Origin of the sequence: Streptomyces filipinensis (assembly GCF_014649495.1) — a bacterium.
Classification (GTDB): Bacteria; Actinomycetota; Actinomycetes; order Streptomycetales; family Streptomycetaceae; genus Streptomyces; species Streptomyces filipinensis.
In genome coordinates this window covers 262,185-280,137 of sequence record NZ_BMTD01000003.1, presented here as the reverse complement: position 1 = coordinate 280,137, position 17,953 = coordinate 262,185, and the positions used below count along the sequence as shown (strand labels likewise).

15 protein-coding genes and 2 pseudogenes are annotated in these 17,953 nt (G+C 75.3%); 11 read left to right on the top strand and 6 right to left on the bottom strand.

What is annotated here, in order from left to right:
* Nucleotides 1-80: 80 nt before the first annotated feature.
* The 4 genes from IE244_RS09760 (at nucleotide 81) to IE244_RS09745 (ending at nucleotide 5,031) form a co-directional block, all read left to right on the top strand.
* Complete coding sequence (locus IE244_RS09760) at nucleotides 81-1,562, top strand: cellulose-binding domain-containing protein (protein WP_191872533.1); 1,482 nt, start codon at nucleotides 81-83, stop codon at nucleotides 1,560-1,562.
* A 233-nt stretch (nucleotides 1,563-1,795) separates the two neighbouring features.
* Nucleotides 1,796-2,890 carry a ribosome small subunit-dependent GTPase A gene (gene rsgA / locus IE244_RS09755; protein ID WP_191872531.1) on the top strand — a complete coding sequence of 365 codons (1,095 nt, stop codon included), beginning with the start codon at nucleotides 1,796-1,798 and terminating at the stop codon, nucleotides 2,888-2,890.
* A 231-nt stretch (nucleotides 2,891-3,121) separates the two neighbouring features.
* A complete protein-coding gene (locus IE244_RS09750; RefSeq protein WP_191872909.1) occupies nucleotides 3,122-4,534 on the top strand; it encodes a DNA-3-methyladenine glycosylase 2 family protein in 1,413 nt (470 codons plus the stop codon).
* The gene (locus tag IE244_RS09745; RefSeq protein WP_191872529.1) at nucleotides 4,531-5,031 is read left to right on the top strand and encodes a methylated-DNA--[protein]-cysteine S-methyltransferase; all 501 of its coding nucleotides are present in this window, start codon (nucleotides 4,531-4,533) and stop codon (nucleotides 5,029-5,031) included. The genes IE244_RS09750 and IE244_RS09745 overlap by 4 nt, the downstream gene beginning before the upstream one ends.
* Here IE244_RS09745 and IE244_RS09740 read toward each other — a convergent pair.
* Entirely contained in the window at nucleotides 5,028-5,216 is a 189-nt protein-coding gene (locus tag IE244_RS09740) for a hypothetical protein (protein WP_373305728.1), read from the bottom strand. The two genes, IE244_RS09745 and IE244_RS09740, sit on opposite strands and share 4 nt — an antisense overlap.
* Nucleotides 5,217-5,617: 401 nt before the next feature.
* On the opposite strand from IE244_RS09740, the gene IE244_RS09735 reads away from it, so the two are divergent.
* Nucleotides 5,618-6,856: an SGNH/GDSL hydrolase family protein gene (locus IE244_RS09735; RefSeq protein WP_191872527.1), complete on the top strand. Its 1,239-nt coding sequence runs from the start codon at nucleotides 5,618-5,620 to the stop codon at nucleotides 6,854-6,856.
* 50 nt (nucleotides 6,857-6,906) lie between these two features.
* On the opposite strand, the gene IE244_RS09730 is transcribed toward IE244_RS09735, so the two are convergent.
* Together IE244_RS09730 and IE244_RS41815 are read right to left on the bottom strand one after the other, a co-directional pair.
* On the bottom strand, nucleotides 6,907-7,389 hold the full coding sequence (locus tag IE244_RS09730) for a DUF456 domain-containing protein (RefSeq protein WP_191872525.1): 483 nt from the start codon (nucleotides 7,387-7,389) through the stop codon (nucleotides 6,907-6,909).
* 107 nt (nucleotides 7,390-7,496) lie between these two features.
* A pseudogene (locus IE244_RS41815) lies at nucleotides 7,497-7,691 on the bottom strand (hypothetical protein); the annotation flags it as partial.
* A 170-nt stretch (nucleotides 7,692-7,861) separates the two neighbouring features.
* Here IE244_RS41815 and IE244_RS09725 point away from each other — a divergent pair.
* The 3 genes and pseudogenes from IE244_RS09725 to IE244_RS09715 all read left to right on the top strand — a co-directional run bounded on the left by IE244_RS09725 (nucleotide 7,862) and on the right by IE244_RS09715 (nucleotide 10,713).
* The gene (locus tag IE244_RS09725) at nucleotides 7,862-9,646 is read left to right on the top strand and encodes a protein phosphatase 2C domain-containing protein (protein WP_191872524.1); all 1,785 of its coding nucleotides are present in this window, start codon (nucleotides 7,862-7,864) and stop codon (nucleotides 9,644-9,646) included.
* A gap of 74 nt (nucleotides 9,647-9,720) precedes the next feature.
* Nucleotides 9,721-9,940: pseudogene (locus IE244_RS09720) on the top strand (ubiquinone-dependent pyruvate dehydrogenase); the annotation flags it as partial.
* A gap of 299 nt (nucleotides 9,941-10,239) precedes the next feature.
* A complete protein-coding gene (locus tag IE244_RS09715) occupies nucleotides 10,240-10,713 on the top strand; it encodes an ATP-binding protein (RefSeq protein ID WP_031168538.1) in 474 nt (157 codons plus the stop codon).
* Between the two features lie 179 nt (nucleotides 10,714-10,892).
* Here the strand turns inward: IE244_RS09715 and IE244_RS09710 are convergent, their stop codons facing one another.
* Nucleotides 10,893-11,936, bottom strand: coding sequence for a DUF2637 domain-containing protein (locus tag IE244_RS09710; RefSeq protein ID WP_191872520.1), 1,044 nt, complete (start codon nucleotides 11,934-11,936; stop codon nucleotides 10,893-10,895).
* Nucleotides 11,937-12,389: 453 nt separating this feature from the next.
* Between IE244_RS09710 and IE244_RS09705 the strand changes: the two genes are divergently transcribed.
* Nucleotides 12,390-13,181 carry a GntR family transcriptional regulator gene (locus tag IE244_RS09705; RefSeq protein WP_229854027.1) on the top strand — a complete coding sequence of 264 codons (792 nt, stop codon included), beginning with the start codon at nucleotides 12,390-12,392 and terminating at the stop codon, nucleotides 13,179-13,181.
* 341 nt (nucleotides 13,182-13,522) lie between these two features.
* Here IE244_RS09705 and IE244_RS09700 read toward each other — a convergent pair whose 3' ends face one another.
* Complete coding sequence (locus IE244_RS09700) at nucleotides 13,523-14,290, bottom strand: hypothetical protein (protein WP_191872516.1); 768 nt, start codon at nucleotides 14,288-14,290, stop codon at nucleotides 13,523-13,525.
* 167 nt (nucleotides 14,291-14,457) lie between these two features.
* Nucleotides 14,458-16,131, bottom strand: coding sequence for a PucR family transcriptional regulator (locus IE244_RS09695; protein WP_191872514.1), 1,674 nt, complete (start codon nucleotides 16,129-16,131; stop codon nucleotides 14,458-14,460).
* Between the two features lie 345 nt (nucleotides 16,132-16,476).
* Here IE244_RS09695 and IE244_RS09690 point away from each other — a divergent pair, with 345 nt between their 5' ends.
* Both IE244_RS09690 and IE244_RS09685 read left to right on the top strand, forming a co-directional pair.
* A complete protein-coding gene (locus tag IE244_RS09690) occupies nucleotides 16,477-17,370 on the top strand; it encodes an FAD binding domain-containing protein (RefSeq protein ID WP_191872512.1) in 894 nt (297 codons plus the stop codon).
* Entirely contained in the window at nucleotides 17,370-17,951 is a 582-nt protein-coding gene (locus IE244_RS09685; protein ID WP_191872510.1) for a (2Fe-2S)-binding protein, read from the top strand. The genes IE244_RS09690 and IE244_RS09685 overlap by 1 nt, the downstream gene beginning before the upstream one ends.
* Nucleotides 17,952-17,953: the final 2 nt, after the last annotated feature.

The window sequence follows — 17,953 nt, the reverse complement described above, 5'->3', positions numbered from 1 at the left end:
GCTCGGTGCCTGCCGCGAGGTTTCCTGCAACTCTCTTCCTCCTTTGGTGAGTTGACCTCGCTCGTGGATGCAGGAGTCCCATGTCCGACCTGCCGACCCCCCAGGACGCCACCGAGACCGCGCTGTTCTCGGAGGGCTGGGACGCGGTGCTCAGCTACGCGGACCTGTGCACCTCCGGGTCCCTGACGGCCCATCAGCTCGCGACCGAGGCGTTCACCCGCGGTATGCGCGAGGTCCGCGCCGCCGCGCGCACCCATGTGCGCGGCGCGGGCCGGCGCACGGCACGGCTGCCCACGATCCCGGCCCTGCTCACCGCCGTGCGCGACACCGCGGCCGGGTGGGAGGCCGACGGACAGGGTCACCGGCTCGACCCCGACCTGAGGCTGTGGCTCAACTCCGGGCGGGCCGCCCGGTTCTCGGGCCCGCCCCTGGAACGCCCGATCGCGCTGCGCGCCCTCAGGGACATGCAGGAGGCCGACGCCTCGCTGCTGTGGCTGGCCGAGGTGGAGGCGCTGCCGCTGCCCGCCGTCGCCCGCCGGCTCGGCCTGGACCCGGCCACCGTCGCCGACGAACTCGGCCAGGTCCGCACCCTGTTCCGGGACCGCTGCCACCGCGCCCACCTCGACACCCCGATGGGCGCGCGGTGCCGTTCCTACGCCCGCCTGCTGGACGCGGTCACCCGTTCGCCGGCCGCCGACGCCCCCGACGACCTCTCCCGGCACCTCGCGACCTGCGTGCGGTGTGCCGAGGCCGCCGCCTGTCTGCGGCTGCACGGCGGCGGGCTGCCCGCCGCGCTGGCCGGCGGCGTCGTCGGCTGGGGCGGCCTCGCCTACCTGGAACGCCGCCGCCGCGCCGCCGAGGTCCGCCTCGGCGCGGGCCGCCCCGGCGGCCCCGACCCCGCGGGCGGCGATCCGCGGGAGGGCACCGGCCGCAGCCGCGTCCTGCGCGGCGGCCTGCTCGCCGCCGCCGTGCTGCTGTCGGCACTGGCCCTCGGCGTGTCGATGATGCCGTTCGGCGGCTCCGGCGACGACACCGCCGCGGCCCCCGACGACCGGCAGCCGGTCGCCGACCCCAGCGTCTCCCGCCCCACCACCCGGCCGGCCTCGTCACCGCCCGCCCCCGCCGCCACGCCCTCCGCGCCGCGCACGACGGCCGGATCGCACCGTACGGAGCCCGACCCCGAACCGCAGGGCGCCTCCTCGGCCACGTACCGGCCCGGACCCGGCCCCCGGACCAGCGCACCCGGCGCCACCTGCCGGGTCGCCTACCAGCTCGTCAACCAGTGGCCCGACGGCTTCCAGGCCACCGTCACCGTCACCACCGACAAGGCGCTCACCGGCTGGCGGGTCGCGTGGAGCTTCCGCGACGGCCAGCAGGTCGGCCAGATGTGGGACGCCACCGCCCGGCAGGACGGCTCCCGCGTCATCGCCACCGCCGCCGACTACAACAGGACCGTCGCCGCGCACGGCAGCCTGTCCTTCGGCTTCATCGGCAGCCGGCAGGACGTGAACCGTTCTCCCCACGGTTTCACGCTCAACGGCACGGCCTGCGCGGGCGGTTGAGCACCGGCGCGAATAATGCTTTGACGCGTGGGCCCGCCCGCGGGCTACAGTTGCCGGGCACGCCGAGGTGGTGTGCGCGGACGCGAGCGGGACGAAGGAGGTGTCGACCGATGGCTGTCACTGCGCTGGGCGCTGCCCTCATCCAGGAACTCCTCAAGTCCACCTCCGTGGCCACCGGCTGAACCCACCGCGTCGTACGCGCCTGCCCGGGGCCACCCTGTGAAGGGTCTCCCTTGACTTCCACCTCTGCTGTGTCCTCCGCGCTGGCTCCCTACGGCTGGGACGCCGACTGGGCCGACGCGTTCGCCCCCTACGACGCCGAAGGGCTGCTGCCCGGCCGGGTGATCCGGGTCGACCGCGGCCAGTGCGACGTCGTCACTCCCGTGGGTACCGTCCGCGCCGACACCGAGTTCGTCGTGCCCCGCGACCCCATGAAGGTCGTGTGCACGGGGGACTGGGTCGCCGTCGACCCGGACGGTGACCCGCGGTACGTGCGCGCGTATCTGCCGCGCCGCACCGCCTTCGTGCGCTCCACCTCCTCCAAGCGGTCCGACGGGCAGATCCTCGCCGCCAACGTCGACCACGCCGTCGTCGCCGTGTCGCTCGCCGTCGACCTCGACCTCGGCCGCGTCGAACGCTTCCTCGCCCTCGCCTGGGAGTCCGGCGCCCAGCCCGTCGTCGTCCTCACCAAGGCCGACCTCGTGCCCGACCCGGTCACCCTGGCCCACCTGGTGGGGGACGTCGAGACGAGCGCGCCCGGCGTGCCGGTGCTGACCGTCAGCGCCCTGCACGGCGAGGGGCTCGACGTCCTCGTCGCGCTCGTCGGCTCCGGTACGTCCGTGCTGCTCGGCCAGTCCGGCGCGGGCAAGTCCACGCTGGCCAACGCCCTCGTCGGCGCGGACGTCATGGACGTGCGGGCCGCGCGGGACGTCGACGGCAAGGGCCGGCACACCACCACCACCCGCAACCTGCTCGCCCTGCCCTCGGGCGGGGTGCTCATCGACACACCCGGACTCCGGGGCGTCGGCCTGTACGACGCCGGGAACGGCGTCGGCCAGGTGTTCGCCGAGATCGAGGAACTGGCCGAGGGGTGCCGCTTCCACGACTGCGCGCACGAGAGCGAACCGGACTGCGCGGTGCGCTCCGCCGTGGAGAGCGGGCAGCTCGCGGTGCGGCGGCTGGAGAGCTACCGGAAGCTGGTGCGGGAGAACCAGTGGATCGTGGCGAAGACCGACGCGCGGGTCCGCGCGGAGCTCCGGCGGGACTGGAAGCGCAAGGGCGCCGAAGGGAAGGCCGCGATGGAGGCCAAGCGAGGGCGCTCCCGGTAGGGGCCCTGTGCCGCGGCCGGTCAGGACCGCGCGGTTCCCCGCACCTCTCAGGGCCGCGCGGTTCCCCGCACCCCTCAGGGGCGCGGGGAACCGGGGGTCCCGCCGCACACGACCCGCACCCGGCGCGGCGCGGACCCCGCCGCAGCCCGACGGCACGCCTTCGACGGCCCCAGCGCGAGGTCCGAATCCCGCTGGCTCCACCTCCCGGCCCCACCGCACACTGGAGTCGTGATGGACGAGGACACCGGGTACGAAGCCGTACGCAGCAGGGACGCCAGGTTCGACGGAGCCTTCTTCTTCGCCGTCGAGACCACCGGTATCTACTGCCGGCCCAGCTGCCCGGCGGTGACGCCGAAGCGGCGCAACGTGCGGTTCTTCCCGACGGCCGCCGCCGCACAGGGCTCCGGGTTCCGGGCCTGCCGGCGGTGCCGGCCGGACGCCGTGCCGGGGTCGGCGGAGTGGAACGTGCGGGCGGACGTCGTAGGTCGGGCCATGCGGCTGATCGCCGACGGGGTCGTGGACCGCGAGGGCGTCGCCGGGCTCGCCGCGCGGCTCGGGTACAGCGCCCGGCAGGTCCAGCGCCAGCTCACCACCGAGCTCGGCGCCGGGCCGGTGGCGCTCGCCCGGGCCCAGCGGGCGCACACCGCGCGGCTGCTCCTGCAGACCACCGACCTGCCGGTCACCGAGATCGCGTTCGCGTCCGGGTTCGCCAGCGTGCGGCAGTTCAACGACACCGTGCGCGAGGTGTACGCCTCGACGCCGACCGAGCTGCGGGCCGCCGCCCACCGCTCCCGGGGCACCGCGCGCACCCGGGGCGCCGGCCGGGCCACGCCGGGCGCCGGGATACCGCTGCGGCTCGCCCACCGCGGCCCGTACCAGAGCGGCGCCGTCTTCGACCAGCTCGCGCGGGAGGCGGTAGCCGGTGTCGAGGAGGTCTGCGGCGCGCCGGGCGGCCGTACCTACCGGCGCACCCTGCGGCTGCCGTACGGTACCGGGCTCGTCGCCGTCGAGGAGCGCACCCGGGCGTCCCGCACCGGCGCCGGCACCCGTTTGGGCGGCTGGCTGGACGCACGGCTGCACCTGACCGACCCCAGGGACCTCACCACCGCCGTGCAGCGGCTGCGGCGCCTGTTCGACCTGGACGCCGACCCGTACGCGGTCGACGAGCGGCTCGGCGCCGACCCGAGGCTGGGCCCGCTGGTCGCCGCCCGGCCCGGACTGCGCTCGCCCGGCACGGTGGACCCGCTGGAGCCCGCGGTCCGCGCCCTGGCCGGGAAGGAGGGTGCCGAGGAGCTGGTGCGCCGGTACGGCAAGCTGCTCGACGCGCCCTGCGGCAGCCTCACCCATCTCTTCCCCGAGCCCGCCGTGCTCGCCGAGGCCGAGCCCGGCGGACCGCTGGGCGCGCTGGCCGCCGCCCTCGCCGACGGCACCGTCCGGCTGGATCCGGGAGCCGACCGGGACGAAGCCCAGGAGGCCCTGCTCGCCCTGCCCGGCATGGACCCGGCGACCGTCGCCGCGATGCGCGTACGCGCCCTCGGCGATCCGGACGTCGCCCCGCCCGGCACGGAGGTGCCCGACGGCTGGCGGCCCTGGCGCTCGTACGCCGTCCAGCATCTGCGCGTGGCAGGGGAGTGGAGCCGATGACGACCGTGTACTGGACCCGGCTGGACGCCCCGGTGGGGCGGTTGCTGCTCACCGCCGACGCGGACGGGGCGCTCACCTCGCTGTCCGTCCCCGGGCAGAAGGGCGGCCGGACGGTGCGGGAGGACTGGCGGCACGACGGCGGGCCGTTCCGTGCCGCAGCGGACCAGCTCACCGCCTACTTCGCCGGTGAACTCAAGGAGTTCCGGCTGCCGTTGAGCGCGCACGGCACCGAGTTCCGGCAGCAGGTGTGGGCCGCGCTGGACGAGGTGCCGTACGGCGCCACCGTCACCTACGGACAGATCGCCGCACGGATCGGCGCGTCCCGCGCGGCGGTGCGCGCGGTCGGCGGAGCGATCGGCGCCAACCCGCTGCTGATCGTGCGCCCGTGCCACCGGGTCATCGGCGCGAACGGGGCGATGACCGGGTATGCGGGCGGAGTCGAACGCAAGGTGTGGCTGCTGACCCTGGAGGGCGCGCCCGCCGCCGGCACGCCCTAGGGCGGGTCCGCGGCCCCGAAGATCCGGTCCAGGTGGCAGGCGAGGACGGCGGTGGCGGAGTCCGCGTCCCGCCGGCCGACCAGGACGCTGGTGCCGATCCCCGCGGACACGGCCAGCAGCCCGACCGCCTCGGCGTGACGGAGGAGCCCCGCGTCCGCCGCCGACCGGCTGATGCCGGACTTCATGAACTCCGCCGGGCGCGGCCTGCCCGCGCCGCGCTAGACCCCCGGTCCGCTCCGCCTCCGGCCCCCGGCTGTGCACCCTCGCCACTGGGCCGACGGTGGCCCTGCGGCCGGGCCGTCGCGACGCCGGACACGCGCGCTCCGCCGCGCTGAGATCCGGTCATGACAGCAGCCAGGCACGCCCGCCCGCCCCGCGCTTCGGCTCCGCGCCCGGGGGCTTTCGGCGGGGGACCGGCGACGAGGCGGCGGAGATGCGGCCCGGCCCCCGCGGCTTGGGCAGGATCCGGCCGCCGCGCCACGTCCGTTGGGCCGAGCGGGTGGACCGCCGTCGAAGGTACGGTGGCGCGGCCCGGCCGTATGGCACGGTCTGCTCCGACGGACAACGGGGAAGGGCGGGTGCGGAGATGGCCGGGGTCGGACGGATCCTCGCGGTGCTGCTGCTGGCGATGCTGCCGGGGACGGCGACGCCCGCCGTCGCGGAGCCGGTGCCGCCGCCCCGGACCGGCGGTGGTACGGCGATGCCCGCCGTCGCGGAGCCGGTGCCGCCGTCCTGGACCGGCAGCTGGGAGACCGCGCCGTCGGGCACCACTCCCGCACTGCCCGGCGCCGCCGTCCGCAACGTCGTCCACCTGAGCGCCGGCGGCACGGCCGTGCGCATCCGGCTCAGCAACCGGTTCGGCACCGCGCCGCTGCAGCTCGGCGCGGTCACCGTCGCGCTGCGGGCGGCCGGTCCGAACGCCGTGCCGGGCAGCCTGCGCACCGCCACCTTCCAGGGCGCCCCGGCCGTCACCGTCCCGCCCGGCCAGGACGCGGTCACCGACCCGGTGCCGCTGCCCGTCCCGGCCGCCGCCGACCTCCTCGTCACCGTGTACACCCCCGGCGACAGCGGCCCCGCGACCTACCACCAGACCGCCCTGCAGACCAGCTACGTGGCCCCGGCCGGGGCGGGCCGGGCCGGCGACGAGGGGGGCGCCGCCTACACGACCGCCATCAGCCGCTGGTACTACGTCACCGGCGTCGACGTCCTCGGCGGCGCCGCGGGCAGCATCGTCGCGTTCGGCGACTCCCTCACCGACGGCAACGGGTCCACCCCCGACACCAACCACCGCTGGCCCGACCGGCTCGCCGAACAGCTGCGCGCGGACCGGCTCGGCGTCCTCAACGCCGGCATCTCCGGAAACCGCCTGCTGCACGACGGCGCCGGCCCGAACGCCCTCGCCCGCCTGGACGCCGACGCGCTGGACCGGGCCGGGGTCCGGGTCCTGGTCGTCCTGGAGGGCATCAACGACATCAAGGGCACACCGACGGCCGACGACGTCGCCGCGTACGCCGCCGCCTACCGCACGCTCGTCGCCCGCGCCCACGCCCGCGGCGTCCGGGTCATCGGCGTCACCCTCACCCCGTACCGCGGCTTCTCCGCCTACACGACCGCCCGGGAGGCGGTACGTCAGCAGGTGAACGCGTTCATCCGCACCGGTGGCGCCTTCGACGCGGTCGCCGACGCCGACGCCACCCTGCGCGACCCGGCCGACCCGACCCGCCTCCTGCCCGCCTACGACCCCGGCGACCACCTGCACTTCAACGACACCGGCATGGCGGCGGTCGCGGACACGGTCCGGCGGGTGCTCGGCGGAACGGGCTGAGGCGCCGGGGGAGGGTCCTCGTCGTGGCGGGCTTGTCGCGGCGGGGCGGCTCAGCCCCACAGCACCGCCCCCAGCCACGCCGCCGCGATCAACAGGCAGGCGAACAGCTCCGTCAGCACACTGGAGCCACCCGAACGCATCGTCGTGCGCAGGGAGGCCATCGCCTCACCGTGCCCGCCGAGACGGAGCCGCTCGTGCAGGTAGATCCCCGCCACGAAGCCCGGCAGCGCGCCCAGCACCGGCAGCAGCACGAAGCCGAGAAGGGCCCCGGCACCCGCGTACACCGCCATCCGCGGCGTGGCCCCGCTCTCGCGGAGCCGGCGCCTCGGCAGGGCCGCGCGCACGGCCAGCGACAGCAGCAGCACCGCCCCGGCGCCCACCAGGACGGCCCAGGCCAGCGGCCGTGGATCGGTCAGCGCCCACCACAGCACCGCGGCCCACACCAGCCACGATCCCGGCACACCGGGCACCAGCACTCCGCACAGGCCGAGCACGATGACCACGCCGACCAGCAGGAGTTCCCGCACTCCCATCTGCCCAGAGTGCCGGAGAAGCCGCGAAGCCGCAGGTCAAGGACGGGGCAGCGGGGGAGAGGAGGGGGAGGGAAGGGGATCCGCAGGGCACCCGCAGGACACCAGGAGCGGGTCATCCAGCCCCGCTCGTACGCGTGCCAGCCCAGCCGCAGCCGGGTCGCCACCCCGGCCAGCTCCATCAGCCGCCGCATCCTGCGCTGCACGGTCCTGAGGCCCAGGTCGAGCTGCTCGGCCACGCTCGCGTCGGTCAGCCCGGCCAGCAGCAGCGACAGCACCTCCAGGCCGGTGGCGTCGGGGCCGGCAGACGTCGCCGGGCGGTCCTCCCGTGGGGGGTGGGACCGCCCGGGGGCCATCTCCCGTGTCTCGCACGGCTGTTCAGCCCGTCACCCGACGCGCCGTCGGGCGCGGCCGGTGCGCCGGATTTTCCCGATGCCCCGTTTTCATACCGCCCGTGCGGTGGACAATGAGCGGCATGAGCCAGCAGGGGGGAAGGCCCGGCCGTCCTGAGGACGACTGGTGGGGACAGCTGTACGACGACTCCACCGAGGACACGGGGCCCACGGCGGCGCCCGATTCCCTGGACGACCGGTTCGCCTCCGCGAAGCGCACGGTGACGGGCCGGCCGGTCACGGGAGCGCCGTCCGGACCGGGTACGTGGGACGGCACCGCCGACGCGGGCGGCGGCACCGGCGGGCCGCCCCGACGGGACGACCCCCCTGGGCGGCCGCTCCCCGGCCAGGCCGCGCTACCGGCCCAGCGCACCCCCGAGCCCCAGAACCCGCCGGCACCCCCTGGTCGCACGGGGCAGGAGCAGGCCCCCGCCGCGCCGCCCGCGGGCCGGTACGCGGACGACGGGCTCGCGTCCGCGCCGCCCCCCGAGCCGCCGGACCCGGCGGCGGCCGCCGCGCCCCCCGCGGAGCGCATCGCGCCGGAGCAAGCGCCCCTCTCGCCCCCCGAGCCGCAAGACCGGCCGACGCACTTCCCCTCCCCACCCGCGCCCCTCCCCGCCACCACCCCCCACCCGCCGCAGCCCACGGCCCCCGCGCCCGCACCGGCTGCTGCGCCCGCCCCTGCGCCCCCCACCACTCCCCACCCGCCGCAGCCCAGCCCCGCCACGCCCCCGCAGGCTTCCGCGCCCCCCACCGCTCCTCACCCGCCAGAGCCCACCACCCCCGCGCCCGCCCCGGCTCCCACGCCCGCGCAAGCCCTGGCCTCCGTGCCCCCGCCCACCCTCGCGTCCCTCCCCCTCCTGTCGGCTGTCGCCCCGCCTCCCTCCGCGCTCGACTACGTGGGCTCCGGACCGCCCACCTACGATCCCGAGCCCACCGCCCTGCCGGGTGCGGATCCGGACGGACTGGCGGAACTGGTGGCGGACACCGTGCTGGACGGCGCCCGGTACGGGGCGTGCACACTGCGGGCCGTGTCGCTGCGCGGGGACTCGGCGCGCTACCGCGGCGAGCCGCGCCGGGACTCGCTGCTGACCGCCCGGTTCGGCACGGGGGAGCAGGCGCTGGTGCTGGTCGCGATGGCGACCGGGGTCCGGGGCACGCCGGGCGCGCATCTGGCGGCGGCCGAGGCGTGCCGGTGGATCGGGCGGGCCGTGGGCCGCAGCCATCACCGGCTCGCGGAGGACATCAGGGCCGCCCGCCGCGGCGACCTGAAGTCCGGACTGCACCGGCTGACCGACCGCAGCCTCGGCAGGCTCCGGGCGAGCGCCGCCGAGCAGGGCGTCGACCCGGAGGAGTACGCGGCGAGCCTGCGCTGTCTGCTGCTGCCCGCCGACCCCGACTGCCGTACGCGCGTGTTCTTCGGCGTCGGCGACGGCGGCCTGTTCCGGCTGCGGAACGGCGAGTGGCAGGACATCGAGCCGCGCCCCGCGCCCCACGACACCGGCGGCGCACCCGTCGTCGGCTTCGGCTCCCGGCCCGCAGGCGCGCCCGCCGAGACCCCCGAGGGCGACCGGCTCACCATGGACCTCGGCATCCCGACCCCGCCGAGCCCGTACGAACCGGCGCCCGAGCCGCCCCGCGAGCCGTTCCGGTTCCGCGCCTCGGTAGCCCGCCCGGGTGATGCGCTGGTGATGTGCACCGCGGGCCTGGCCGACCCGCTGCGCGGCGAGGCCGCTCTCCCCGCCTACCTGGCCCGCCGCTGGTCCGGCCACACCCCGCCGGGGCTCGCCGCGTTCCTCGCCGACGCCCAGGTACGGGTGAAGGGCTACGCCGACGACCGTACGGCGGCGGCCGTGTGGGAGGCGTAACCGCTTCCCCCGTGCTCCATGCCCAAGAGGATCGACGCCGCCACGGCGGCCGTGCTCGCCTGGCGGAGCCCATGCGGCTCGCCGGCGCGCTCAAGGACGCCCTCAGGCGCCGGGGACCGGCCCCGGTGGACATCGTCACCGATCCCGACGCCCTCTCCGTCCCGCCGAGGATCAGCGCCGAGATGGTCACCGGGTTCGCCCTGCCGGCGGGGCTCCGGGATCGTGCTGGACGGCGCGGCGGGCCGGATGCTCCGGACGGCCCGCGCCGCCCCGCGTAACGTGCCCCGCCCCTGAAGCCACCGGCGGAGGAGCGGATTTCGGCCACTTTCACGGCGTGTGACGGCGTGCCGACGGCCGGTGCCGGACGCATCTGCCTTGCCGTCCCGGGGCGTCCGTGGCGCCCAGCGCCGTACGGGAGGCCGGCGGACGGGGCGCGGCGCGGCCCGGCGGACGGTCCAGGCGCCGTACGGCCGTGGCCGAACCGCCGGTCATCGGGCATGTGCCAGGACTGCCCGGGTTCGTGCTGGGCAAGCATCCCCCGTGAACGTGTTCGACCAGGAGGGGCAGGGTCCAGCGGCGTGCGGGCGGGGGTCATGAAGAGTCAGGCACGAGGGGGCGGTCCCGCGGTCGTCGGGGGCTCCTCGGCGACGACGGGGGAAGAGGCCGACACCACCACGGAACACGCGCACCGGCTCCGGCGCAGGCTGGGGCGGGCGGATCTCAGGGCGGTGCCCGAGGCACGCCGGGAGTTGCGCGAGCTGTTGCGGCACTGGGGCAAACCGGGCCGCTCGGAGATCGCCGAACTGCTCACCAGCGAACTGGTCACCAACGCGCTCGTCCACACCGACGACGACGCGGTCCTCACGGCCGTCGTGGAGGCGGGCGGACTGCGGGTGGAGGTACGGGACTTCGTGTCCCGCAGACCGGACCTGAGAGGCCCGGACTCGGACGACGACACCCATGGGCGCGGCCTGGTGCTGGTGCAGTCCCTCGCGGACGCCTGGGGTGTACGGCCGCACGGGGTGGGCAAGTCGGTGTGGTTCGAGCTGGGCGCCGAGGCCGCGTGAGGCTTTTGCGGGAGGCGGGCTCATGGGTGCGGGTGAGTCGTGGCCGGTCGCGCCCACGCGGGGGAGGCGTACCGGCAGCAGAGCCCCGTGGCCCTGGGGGAGGTGCGGTTCCACCGCCCGGAGACGGACCGGGGGCGTGACCCGCGCGGTCACGCCCCCGGCCCCTCGAAGCGAGGGTGCTAGCCGAACTGCTGCTCCAGGTCCTTCAGCTTGCGCTCCAGGGAGTCCAGGCGCGGCAGGGCCATGGTGTCGTCCTCGGCGGTGAGGTCGACGGTCACCTGCTCAGCGGATCCGGCGCGGACCGGCTGCAGGGAGGGGCGGGCGCGTACGGGCAGCTGTTCCGCGCTGGATATGGCAGGCTCCGCGGTCGCCGGGGCGGGGCCACGCTCCACCGCCTGTACCTCGACCTGCCGTCCTCCGCGGCCGACGAAGCCCCGGTGCCCCCGGCTGATGGCCTTCAGCTGAGCCCGCTCGATCCGCTGCTGGTCGCGCCGGCGCTGCCGCGTCTCCTCCTTCTGCCGCCTGTCCTCGCGGGCCTCCTCGACGGCCTCGTCCAGGCTGCGCACGCCCTCCAGGAGCATCAGCGACCAGGCCCTGTAGGTCTCGCGGGGGGCCCGCAGCCAGCGGACGATACGGATCTGCGGCAGCGGGCGCGGCACCAGGCCCTGCTCGCGCAGCGCGGCCCGTCGGGTCTGCTTCAGCGCCCGGTCGAACAGGACGGCCGCCGACAGCGACATACCGGAGAAGAACTGCGGGGCGCCCGCGTGCCCGGCGCCCCGGGGTGCGTGCACCCAGTTGAACCACGCCGCCGCGGCGGCGAACAGCCACACGAGGATCCGGGAGCCGAGGGCCGCGTCACCGTGGCTGGCCTCGCGCACCGCGAGGACGGAACAGAACATCGCCGCGCCGTCCAGGCCGAACGGCACCAGGTACTGCCAGCCGTCGGTCAGTCCCAGGTTCTGTTCGCCGAAGCCGACGAGGCCGTGGAAGGAGAGGGCGGCGGCGACCGCCGCACAGCAGAACAGGAGCACATACGAGGCCGTGCCGTAGATGGCCTCCTTGCGTCTGCGGCGCTCCTCGCTGCGCTCCCAGGAGTCGTCCGAGCTCGCGTTCTCCCCGGAGGAGCGCTTGCCGCGCGCGAGCACCGCCACCGCCGCCAGCATCCCCAGGAGCAGTACGGCGCCCGGAAGCAGCCAGTTCAGCGATATGTCGGTCAGTCTCATCAGGGGTCCCTTGCATTGGGATAGGGCGTAACGCCCGCCATAGTGGCCCACTCCCGAGGGCCCTCAGGGGGTTTCGGGGCAAGAGGCCGCCAAGGAAGTGCAAGGGAATGCCCAGGGCGGCGTTCTGCTCGAACTGCCGCGTGAGGGGCGGGAGTTGAGTTCGAATAAGACTACCCGTACGGATGGTTCCCCGGATAGTTCCCGTGGCGGGTGGGGGAGTTGTGAAGCACCGCCGGTGATGATCTTACTGGCGTTGATCGTAGTGGTGGCCGGACCGCACCCGGCCCGGGGTGGGTGACCGGCGGCGGGCGGCCCCCGCGTGCGAAGGTAAGGCTGGCCTTACCGATACTGGGGCGAATTTGCACGGCCGCCTCGGGCGCCTAAGGTGCTTGACGGACCAGTGACAACCCGTCGTTAATGACCCAAGTGCCGACAAGCCCGCCAGGAGGAGCCGTGAAGCAGCGCGCACAGGGCTCCGCAGAGGTGGGGAGACCGCAGACGCCCGAGGACGCCCGGGTCCCGGCCCAGGCGCGACCGGCCGACGCCCCGGACGGCTTCCGGGAGTGGGACACCGCCCTGCCCGCCGCACGCGGCGAGCACACGCACGGTGAGCGGCCGATTCCCGGCCCGCGGCCGGTGCGGCGTTCCTCGGTACGCGCGCAGGTCCTGGACGCGCTGCGGACGGCGCTGGTCACCGGGGAGCTGAAGCCGGGCGAGGTCCACTCGGCGCCGGTGCTCGGCGAACGGTTCGGGGTCTCGGCCACGCCCGTGCGCGAGGCCATGCAGCAGCTCGCCCTGGAGGGCGCCGTCGAGGTCGTGCCCAACCGGGGGTTCCGGGTCGTCGAGCGGGGAGCGCGCGAGCTGGCCGAGCTGGCGGAGGTGCGCGGGCTCATCGAGGTGCCGGTGGTGCTGCGGCTCGCGCGGACGGTGCCGGGCGAGCGGTGGGCGGAGCTGCGGCCGCTGGCGGAGGAGACGGTACGCGCGGCTGCCGCCGGCTGCCCCGCGACGTACGCGGAGTCCGACCGGGCCTTCCACCGGGCGCTGCTCGCCCTGTCCGGGAACGAGCAGCTGGTGCGGATCGCGTCGGACCTGCACCGGCGGTCGCAGTGGCCGCCGGTACGGCGCGGCAGGGCCGACCTGGTGGCGGACGCGGCGGAGCACATGACCCTCCTGGACGCGCTGATCGACCGCGACCTGGACGTCGTCCGGGAGCTGGTGGAAGAACACTTCGCGGGCGCGACCTGAGCCGGTACGGCGGGCGTGCCCGGGTACGAGGGTCCGTCGTGGTCACTCACACCCACCCGGTGGGGGCCGCGGCTCGTCTGCGGTCTGGCGTCGCTGCACCCGCTGAGGCTCGCCAGGGGGTGCGGCGTGGGCGCGGCCGGCTTCCGGGCTCGGGCGCGGGCTGAGCGGGTGCGGTGGGCGTGGCGGGGTGCGTGGGTCCGTGTCGTGGGGTCGTGGATCCGTCGTGGGCGTTCGGGCCCGCCGGGTGGGGGCCGCGGCTCGTCTGCGGCCCCGCTGAGGCTTCCCGGGAGGTGCGGGGCCGCCGGACCGTGCCCCGGCGGTGAGGTGGCGCCCGCGCGTCCCTACGCCGTGGCCACCCCCGGAGCCGGCGGAGCCAACTGGCGGGCCAGCCACGTCGGTACCCCGCCCAGCAACCGGAACAACCGCCGGGCCTCCTCGCGCAGGCGGGACGCCTCCGGCTCGGACTCCGCGTCGGCCAGCGACGCCAGCGCGGGGGCCGTACCCACCAGGTAGCCCAACTCCTCGCGGATCCGCAGTGATTCGGCGAAGCCGTGCCGCGCCTCCGCCAACTCCCCGTCCCGCAGCGCGAGTCCGGCGAGATGGCGCCAGGTGAAGGACAGCAGCAGCGGGTCGGTGTGCGCGGCGGCGCCCGCGTGCGCCCGGCGGTACGCGGCGCGAGCCGCCTGCGGGGAGCGGGTCAGGTTCTCGGCGATCAGGCCCCGGCGGAAGTCCAGCAGGGCCCGGCCGGGCGCCCCCGGAGGGACCAGCGCCGCCGCCCGGCCCAACGCGGCCCGCGCCTCGTCCGCGCGGTCCCGGACGCCGTGCAGGGTGGCCGTGTAGGCGAGTTGGCCGCGTTCGCAGGCGGCGGCCCCCCGCTCGTCGTCGGTGTGGGCCAGTGCCTCCGCCGTCCGCAGGGCGTCCTCCGCCTGCTCCCAGCCCCGCTCGGTGTACAGACACCGTTCGACCAGCAGCGCGGCCCGCTGCAGGGCCGTGCCGGGGGAGTCGGCCGGCAACAGGGCCGCCGCGTCCGCCCAGCAGGCCCGCGAACGCAGCCGCCATACCGCGGTCTGGAGCGGATCGTCACCTGGGGTCGTTCCGTTACCAGACATGGCGGTATGCGCCACGTTGCCCTCCCCGAGCACGCCATCGAGCTGTTGAGTGGTGGCCGCATTCCAGCACCAATCGCGGCACCGGGCCAAGAGGGTGGGTGAAAATTTTCACAAAGTCGTGGGGCGCGGGCGTGACCGGGTTTGGCCGCCACACGCCCCCGCTGACCTCAGCTCATCCGCAGGGCCAGGAAGAAGTCCAGCTTGTCCTCCAGGCGCGAGAGGTCCCGTCCCGTCAACTGCTCGATCCGGCCGACCCGGTAGCGCAGCGTGTTGACGTGCAGGTGGAGCCGGGTGGCGCAACGGGTCCAGGAGCCGTCGCAGTCCAGGAACGCCTCCAGGGTCGGGATCAGCTCGGCCCGGTGGCGGCGGTCGTAGTCCTTCAGCGGGTCCAGGAGACGGGCCGTGAACGCGCGGCGGACGTCGTCCGGGACGAACGGGAGCAGCAGGACGTGGCTGGCCAGTTCCTGGTGGCCGGCGGCGCAGACCCGGCCGGGGCGGGCCGCCGCCACCCGGCGGGCGTGCCGGGCCTCCTCCAGGGCGCCGCGCAGGCCCTCCGCCGAGTGCACGGCCGCGCTGACGCCGAGGGTGAGCCGCCCGTCGTCGTTCAGGCCCGCCGACAGCGTCTCGCGCACCGACTGCAGCAGGGAGTCGGCCAGCAGGCCGGTCTCCGAGCCGTCGTGCTCGGAGGAGACCGCCGGGAGGGGGACGAGCGCGATGGCCTCGTCGCCGGTGTGCGCGACGGCGATCCGGTCCGAGGGCTCGGGACCGGTGGCCAGCGGGTCGACCAGCACCTCCTCCAGCAGCGACTGGGCGACGGGTCCGCCCTCGACCTCCCCGCCGTCCCACTCCACGCGGGCCACGACCACCTGCCAGTGCGGGGCCGCGCCGAGTCCGGGCAGCAGCACGGGAGCGGCCACCCGCAGGCGCGCGGCGATCTCGGCGGGCGCGGCACCCGTCTGCACCAGCTCCAGCACCTCCTGGGCGAGCCGGCGCCGCACCGTGCGCGCCGCGTCCCGCCTGTCGCGCTCGACCGCGATCAGCTGGGTCACGCCCTGCAGCAGGTCCAGCCGCTCCTCGGGCCAGTCCCCGGCGTCCGCCTCGACGGCCAGCAGCCAGTCCGACAGCACCGACTCGCGCACGTCGCGGGCGGCCTGCGGGGAGCGGCCGGAGGAGCGGATCGGGAACAGCGAGTACGTCGCGCCGCCCAGCAGGAGCCGGTGCGGGCCGCGACGGCCGGTGCGGGTGGCCGCGAGGTGCTCGGCGGCCAGCCTCGCGCAGATCTCCGCGGCCAGCGCCGGGCCCCCCACCTTGGAGCCGGCGATCAGCCGGCCGGTGGGGGAGAGCACCCAGGCGCGCAGGTCCAGGTCGGTGCCGAGCAGGTCCAGGACCACGTCCGGGCCGCCGCCCGCCGGGCCCGAGGTCATCATCCGCCGGTGCCGGTCCACGACGGCCGCCAGGTCCCCGGCACGCTCGCTGGAGACCTGCCGTACGACGTGCTCGGTGATCGTGGCGAAGGCCACCGACTCGTGCACCGCGAACAGGGGCAGCCGGTGCTTGACGCAGGCCAGCACCAGGTCGTCAGGGATGTCACCCAGCTCGGCCTCACCGGCCGCGAGCGCCGCCACCCCGGCCTGCACCAGGATCCGTACGAACGGCTCGGAGTCCCCCGCGTCCCGGCGCCAGGCCAGGCCGGTCAGCACCAGCTCGCCCCCGGAGAGGTACCGGCTCGGATCGCGCAGGTCGGTGGTCATCACCCCGCGCACCGAACGGTCCAGCTCCTCCTCGCCGCCGAGCAGCCGCAGGCCCAGCACATCGGTGTCCAGAAGTGCGCGCAGCCGCATCTCGTCGCCGCCGTTCTTTGTCTCGAAACCTACGATGGATCTTGGAGGGTGACGGGAGAAGGGCCCGGCACGGGCCGTACAGGGCACTCTCCGGGGTCTTCACGCTGTTTCCTGCGTTTCCCCAGGAAATCGGAGAGGTTACCGATGACCTCCGTTCATACGAATCTACAAGATGCCCACCGTGGCCAGCCAACTCCTTCATGGTTTCGGTGACTGACCGCACTGGAGTAAGGGGCGGTGTACTGAGTCCACTCCGCGTTAACAGCACATGAACGAGCCGGGCCCGCCGCACACGGATTGGCTCAATCTGCACGACCCACGAGACGAAGAAGAAGAGAGCCGGTCATGGACTTCCTTCGCCCCGCCAGCTGGGAGGAGGCGCTCGCCGCGAAGGCCGAGCACCCCACCGCTGTGCCGATTGCGGGTGGCACCGACGTGATGGTCGAGATCAACTTCGACCACCGCCGGCCCGAGTACCTGCTCGACCTCAACCGCATCGGCGACCTCACCGAGTGGGAGGTCGGCGAGGAGAGCGTACGGCTGGGTGCCTCCGTCCCGTACACCAGGATCATGGAGAATCTCCGTGCCGAGCTGCCGGGCCTCGCGCTCGCCTCGCACACGGTCGCCTCCCCGCAGATCCGCAACCGCGGCGGCGTCGGCGGCAACCTCGGCACGGCCTCGCCCGCCGGTGACGCCCACCCCGCACTCCTCGCGGCCGGCGCCGAGGTCGAGGCGGAGTCGGCGGCCCGCGGCACCCGCCTCATCCCGATCGACGACTTCTACACCGGCGTCAAGCGCAACGCGCTCCAGCCCGACGAGCTCATCCGCGCCGTGCACGTCAAGAAGGCCGACGGCCCGCAGCAGTACTCCAAGGTCGGCACCCGCAACGCCATGGTCATCGCCGTGTGCGCCTTCGGTCTCGCCCTGCACCCCGAGACCCGGACCGTGCGCACCGGCATCGGCTCGGCCGCGCCCACGCCCGTCCGGGCCAAGGCCGCCGAGGAGTTCCTCAACGCGGCCCTGGAGGAGGGCGGCTTCTGGGACAACGGAAAGATCATCACCCCGTCGGTCGCCAAGCAGTTCGCGGAGCTGTGCTCCGGCGGCTGCAACCCGATCGACGACGTCCGGGGCACCGCGAGCTACCGCCGCCACGCGGTCGGCGTGATGGCCCGCCGGACGCTCACCTGGACCTGGGAGTCGTACCGCGGCGCCCGCCGCGCATCTGAGGGAGCTGCGTAATGCGCGTCAACTTCACCGTCAACGGACGTCCGCAGGAGGCCGACGACGTCTGGGAGGGCGAGTCCCTGCTGTACGTCCTGCGTGAGCGGCTCGGTCTGCCGGGTTCGAAGAACGCCTGTGAGCAGGGCGAGTGCGGCTCCTGCACCGTGCGGCTCGACGGCGTGCCCGTCTGCTCCTGCCTGGTCGCCGCCGGTCAGGCCGAGGGCCGCGACGTCGTGACCGTCGAGGGCCTGGCGGACTTCGCCAAGCAGCGCGCCGAGGGCGGCTGCGCGAGCGGCGCCTGCGGCACGACGCTGCAGGACGCCCAGCAGTGGAAGGCCAAGGGCACCGACTCGCAGACCGGCGAGGGCACCGAACTGAGCCCCATCCAGCAGGCGTTCATCGACGCCGGCGCCGTCCAGTGCGGCTTCTGCACCCCGGGCCTGCTCGTCGCCTCCGACGAGCTCCTGGAGCGCAACCCGAACCCGTCCGACGCGGACATCCGTGAGGCGCTGTCGGGCAACCTGTGCCGCTGCACGGGCTACGAGAAGATCATGGACGCGGTCCGCCTCGCGGCCGCCCGCCAGTCCGAGGAGGTCTGACG

Excerpts from the sequence above, each read along its gene's own strand:
- IE244_RS09685 (WP_191872510.1), top strand. The coding sequence starts at position 17,370 with ATGCGCGTCAACTTCACCGTCAACGGACGTCCGCAGGAGGCCGACGAC.
- IE244_RS09735 (WP_191872527.1), top strand. The coding sequence starts at position 5,618 with ATGGCCGGGGTCGGACGGATCCTCGCGGTGCTGCTGCTGGCGATGCTG.
- IE244_RS09700 (WP_191872516.1), bottom strand. The coding sequence starts at position 14,290 with ATGTCTGGTAACGGAACGACCCCAGGTGACGATCCGCTCCAGACCGCG.
- IE244_RS09730 (WP_191872525.1), bottom strand. The coding sequence starts at position 7,389 with ATGGGAGTGCGGGAACTCCTGCTGGTCGGCGTGGTCATCGTGCTCGGC.
- IE244_RS09710 (WP_191872520.1), bottom strand. The coding sequence starts at position 11,936 with ATGAGACTGACCGACATATCGCTGAACTGGCTGCTTCCGGGCGCCGTA.
- IE244_RS09715 (WP_031168538.1), top strand. The coding sequence starts at position 10,240 with ATGAAGAGTCAGGCACGAGGGGGCGGTCCCGCGGTCGTCGGGGGCTCC.
- IE244_RS09695 (WP_191872514.1), bottom strand. The coding sequence starts at position 16,131 with ATGCGGCTGCGCGCACTTCTGGACACCGATGTGCTGGGCCTGCGGCTG.
- IE244_RS09725 (WP_191872524.1), top strand. The coding sequence starts at position 7,862 with ATGAGCCAGCAGGGGGGAAGGCCCGGCCGTCCTGAGGACGACTGGTGG.
- IE244_RS09745 (WP_191872529.1), top strand. The coding sequence starts at position 4,531 with ATGACGACCGTGTACTGGACCCGGCTGGACGCCCCGGTGGGGCGGTTG.
- IE244_RS09750 (WP_191872909.1), top strand. The coding sequence starts at position 3,122 with ATGGACGAGGACACCGGGTACGAAGCCGTACGCAGCAGGGACGCCAGG.
- IE244_RS09740 (WP_373305728.1), bottom strand. The coding sequence starts at position 5,216 with ATGAAGTCCGGCATCAGCCGGTCGGCGGCGGACGCGGGGCTCCTCCGT.
- IE244_RS09760 (WP_191872533.1), top strand. The coding sequence starts at position 81 with ATGTCCGACCTGCCGACCCCCCAGGACGCCACCGAGACCGCGCTGTTC.
- IE244_RS09690 (WP_191872512.1), top strand. The coding sequence starts at position 16,477 with ATGGACTTCCTTCGCCCCGCCAGCTGGGAGGAGGCGCTCGCCGCGAAG.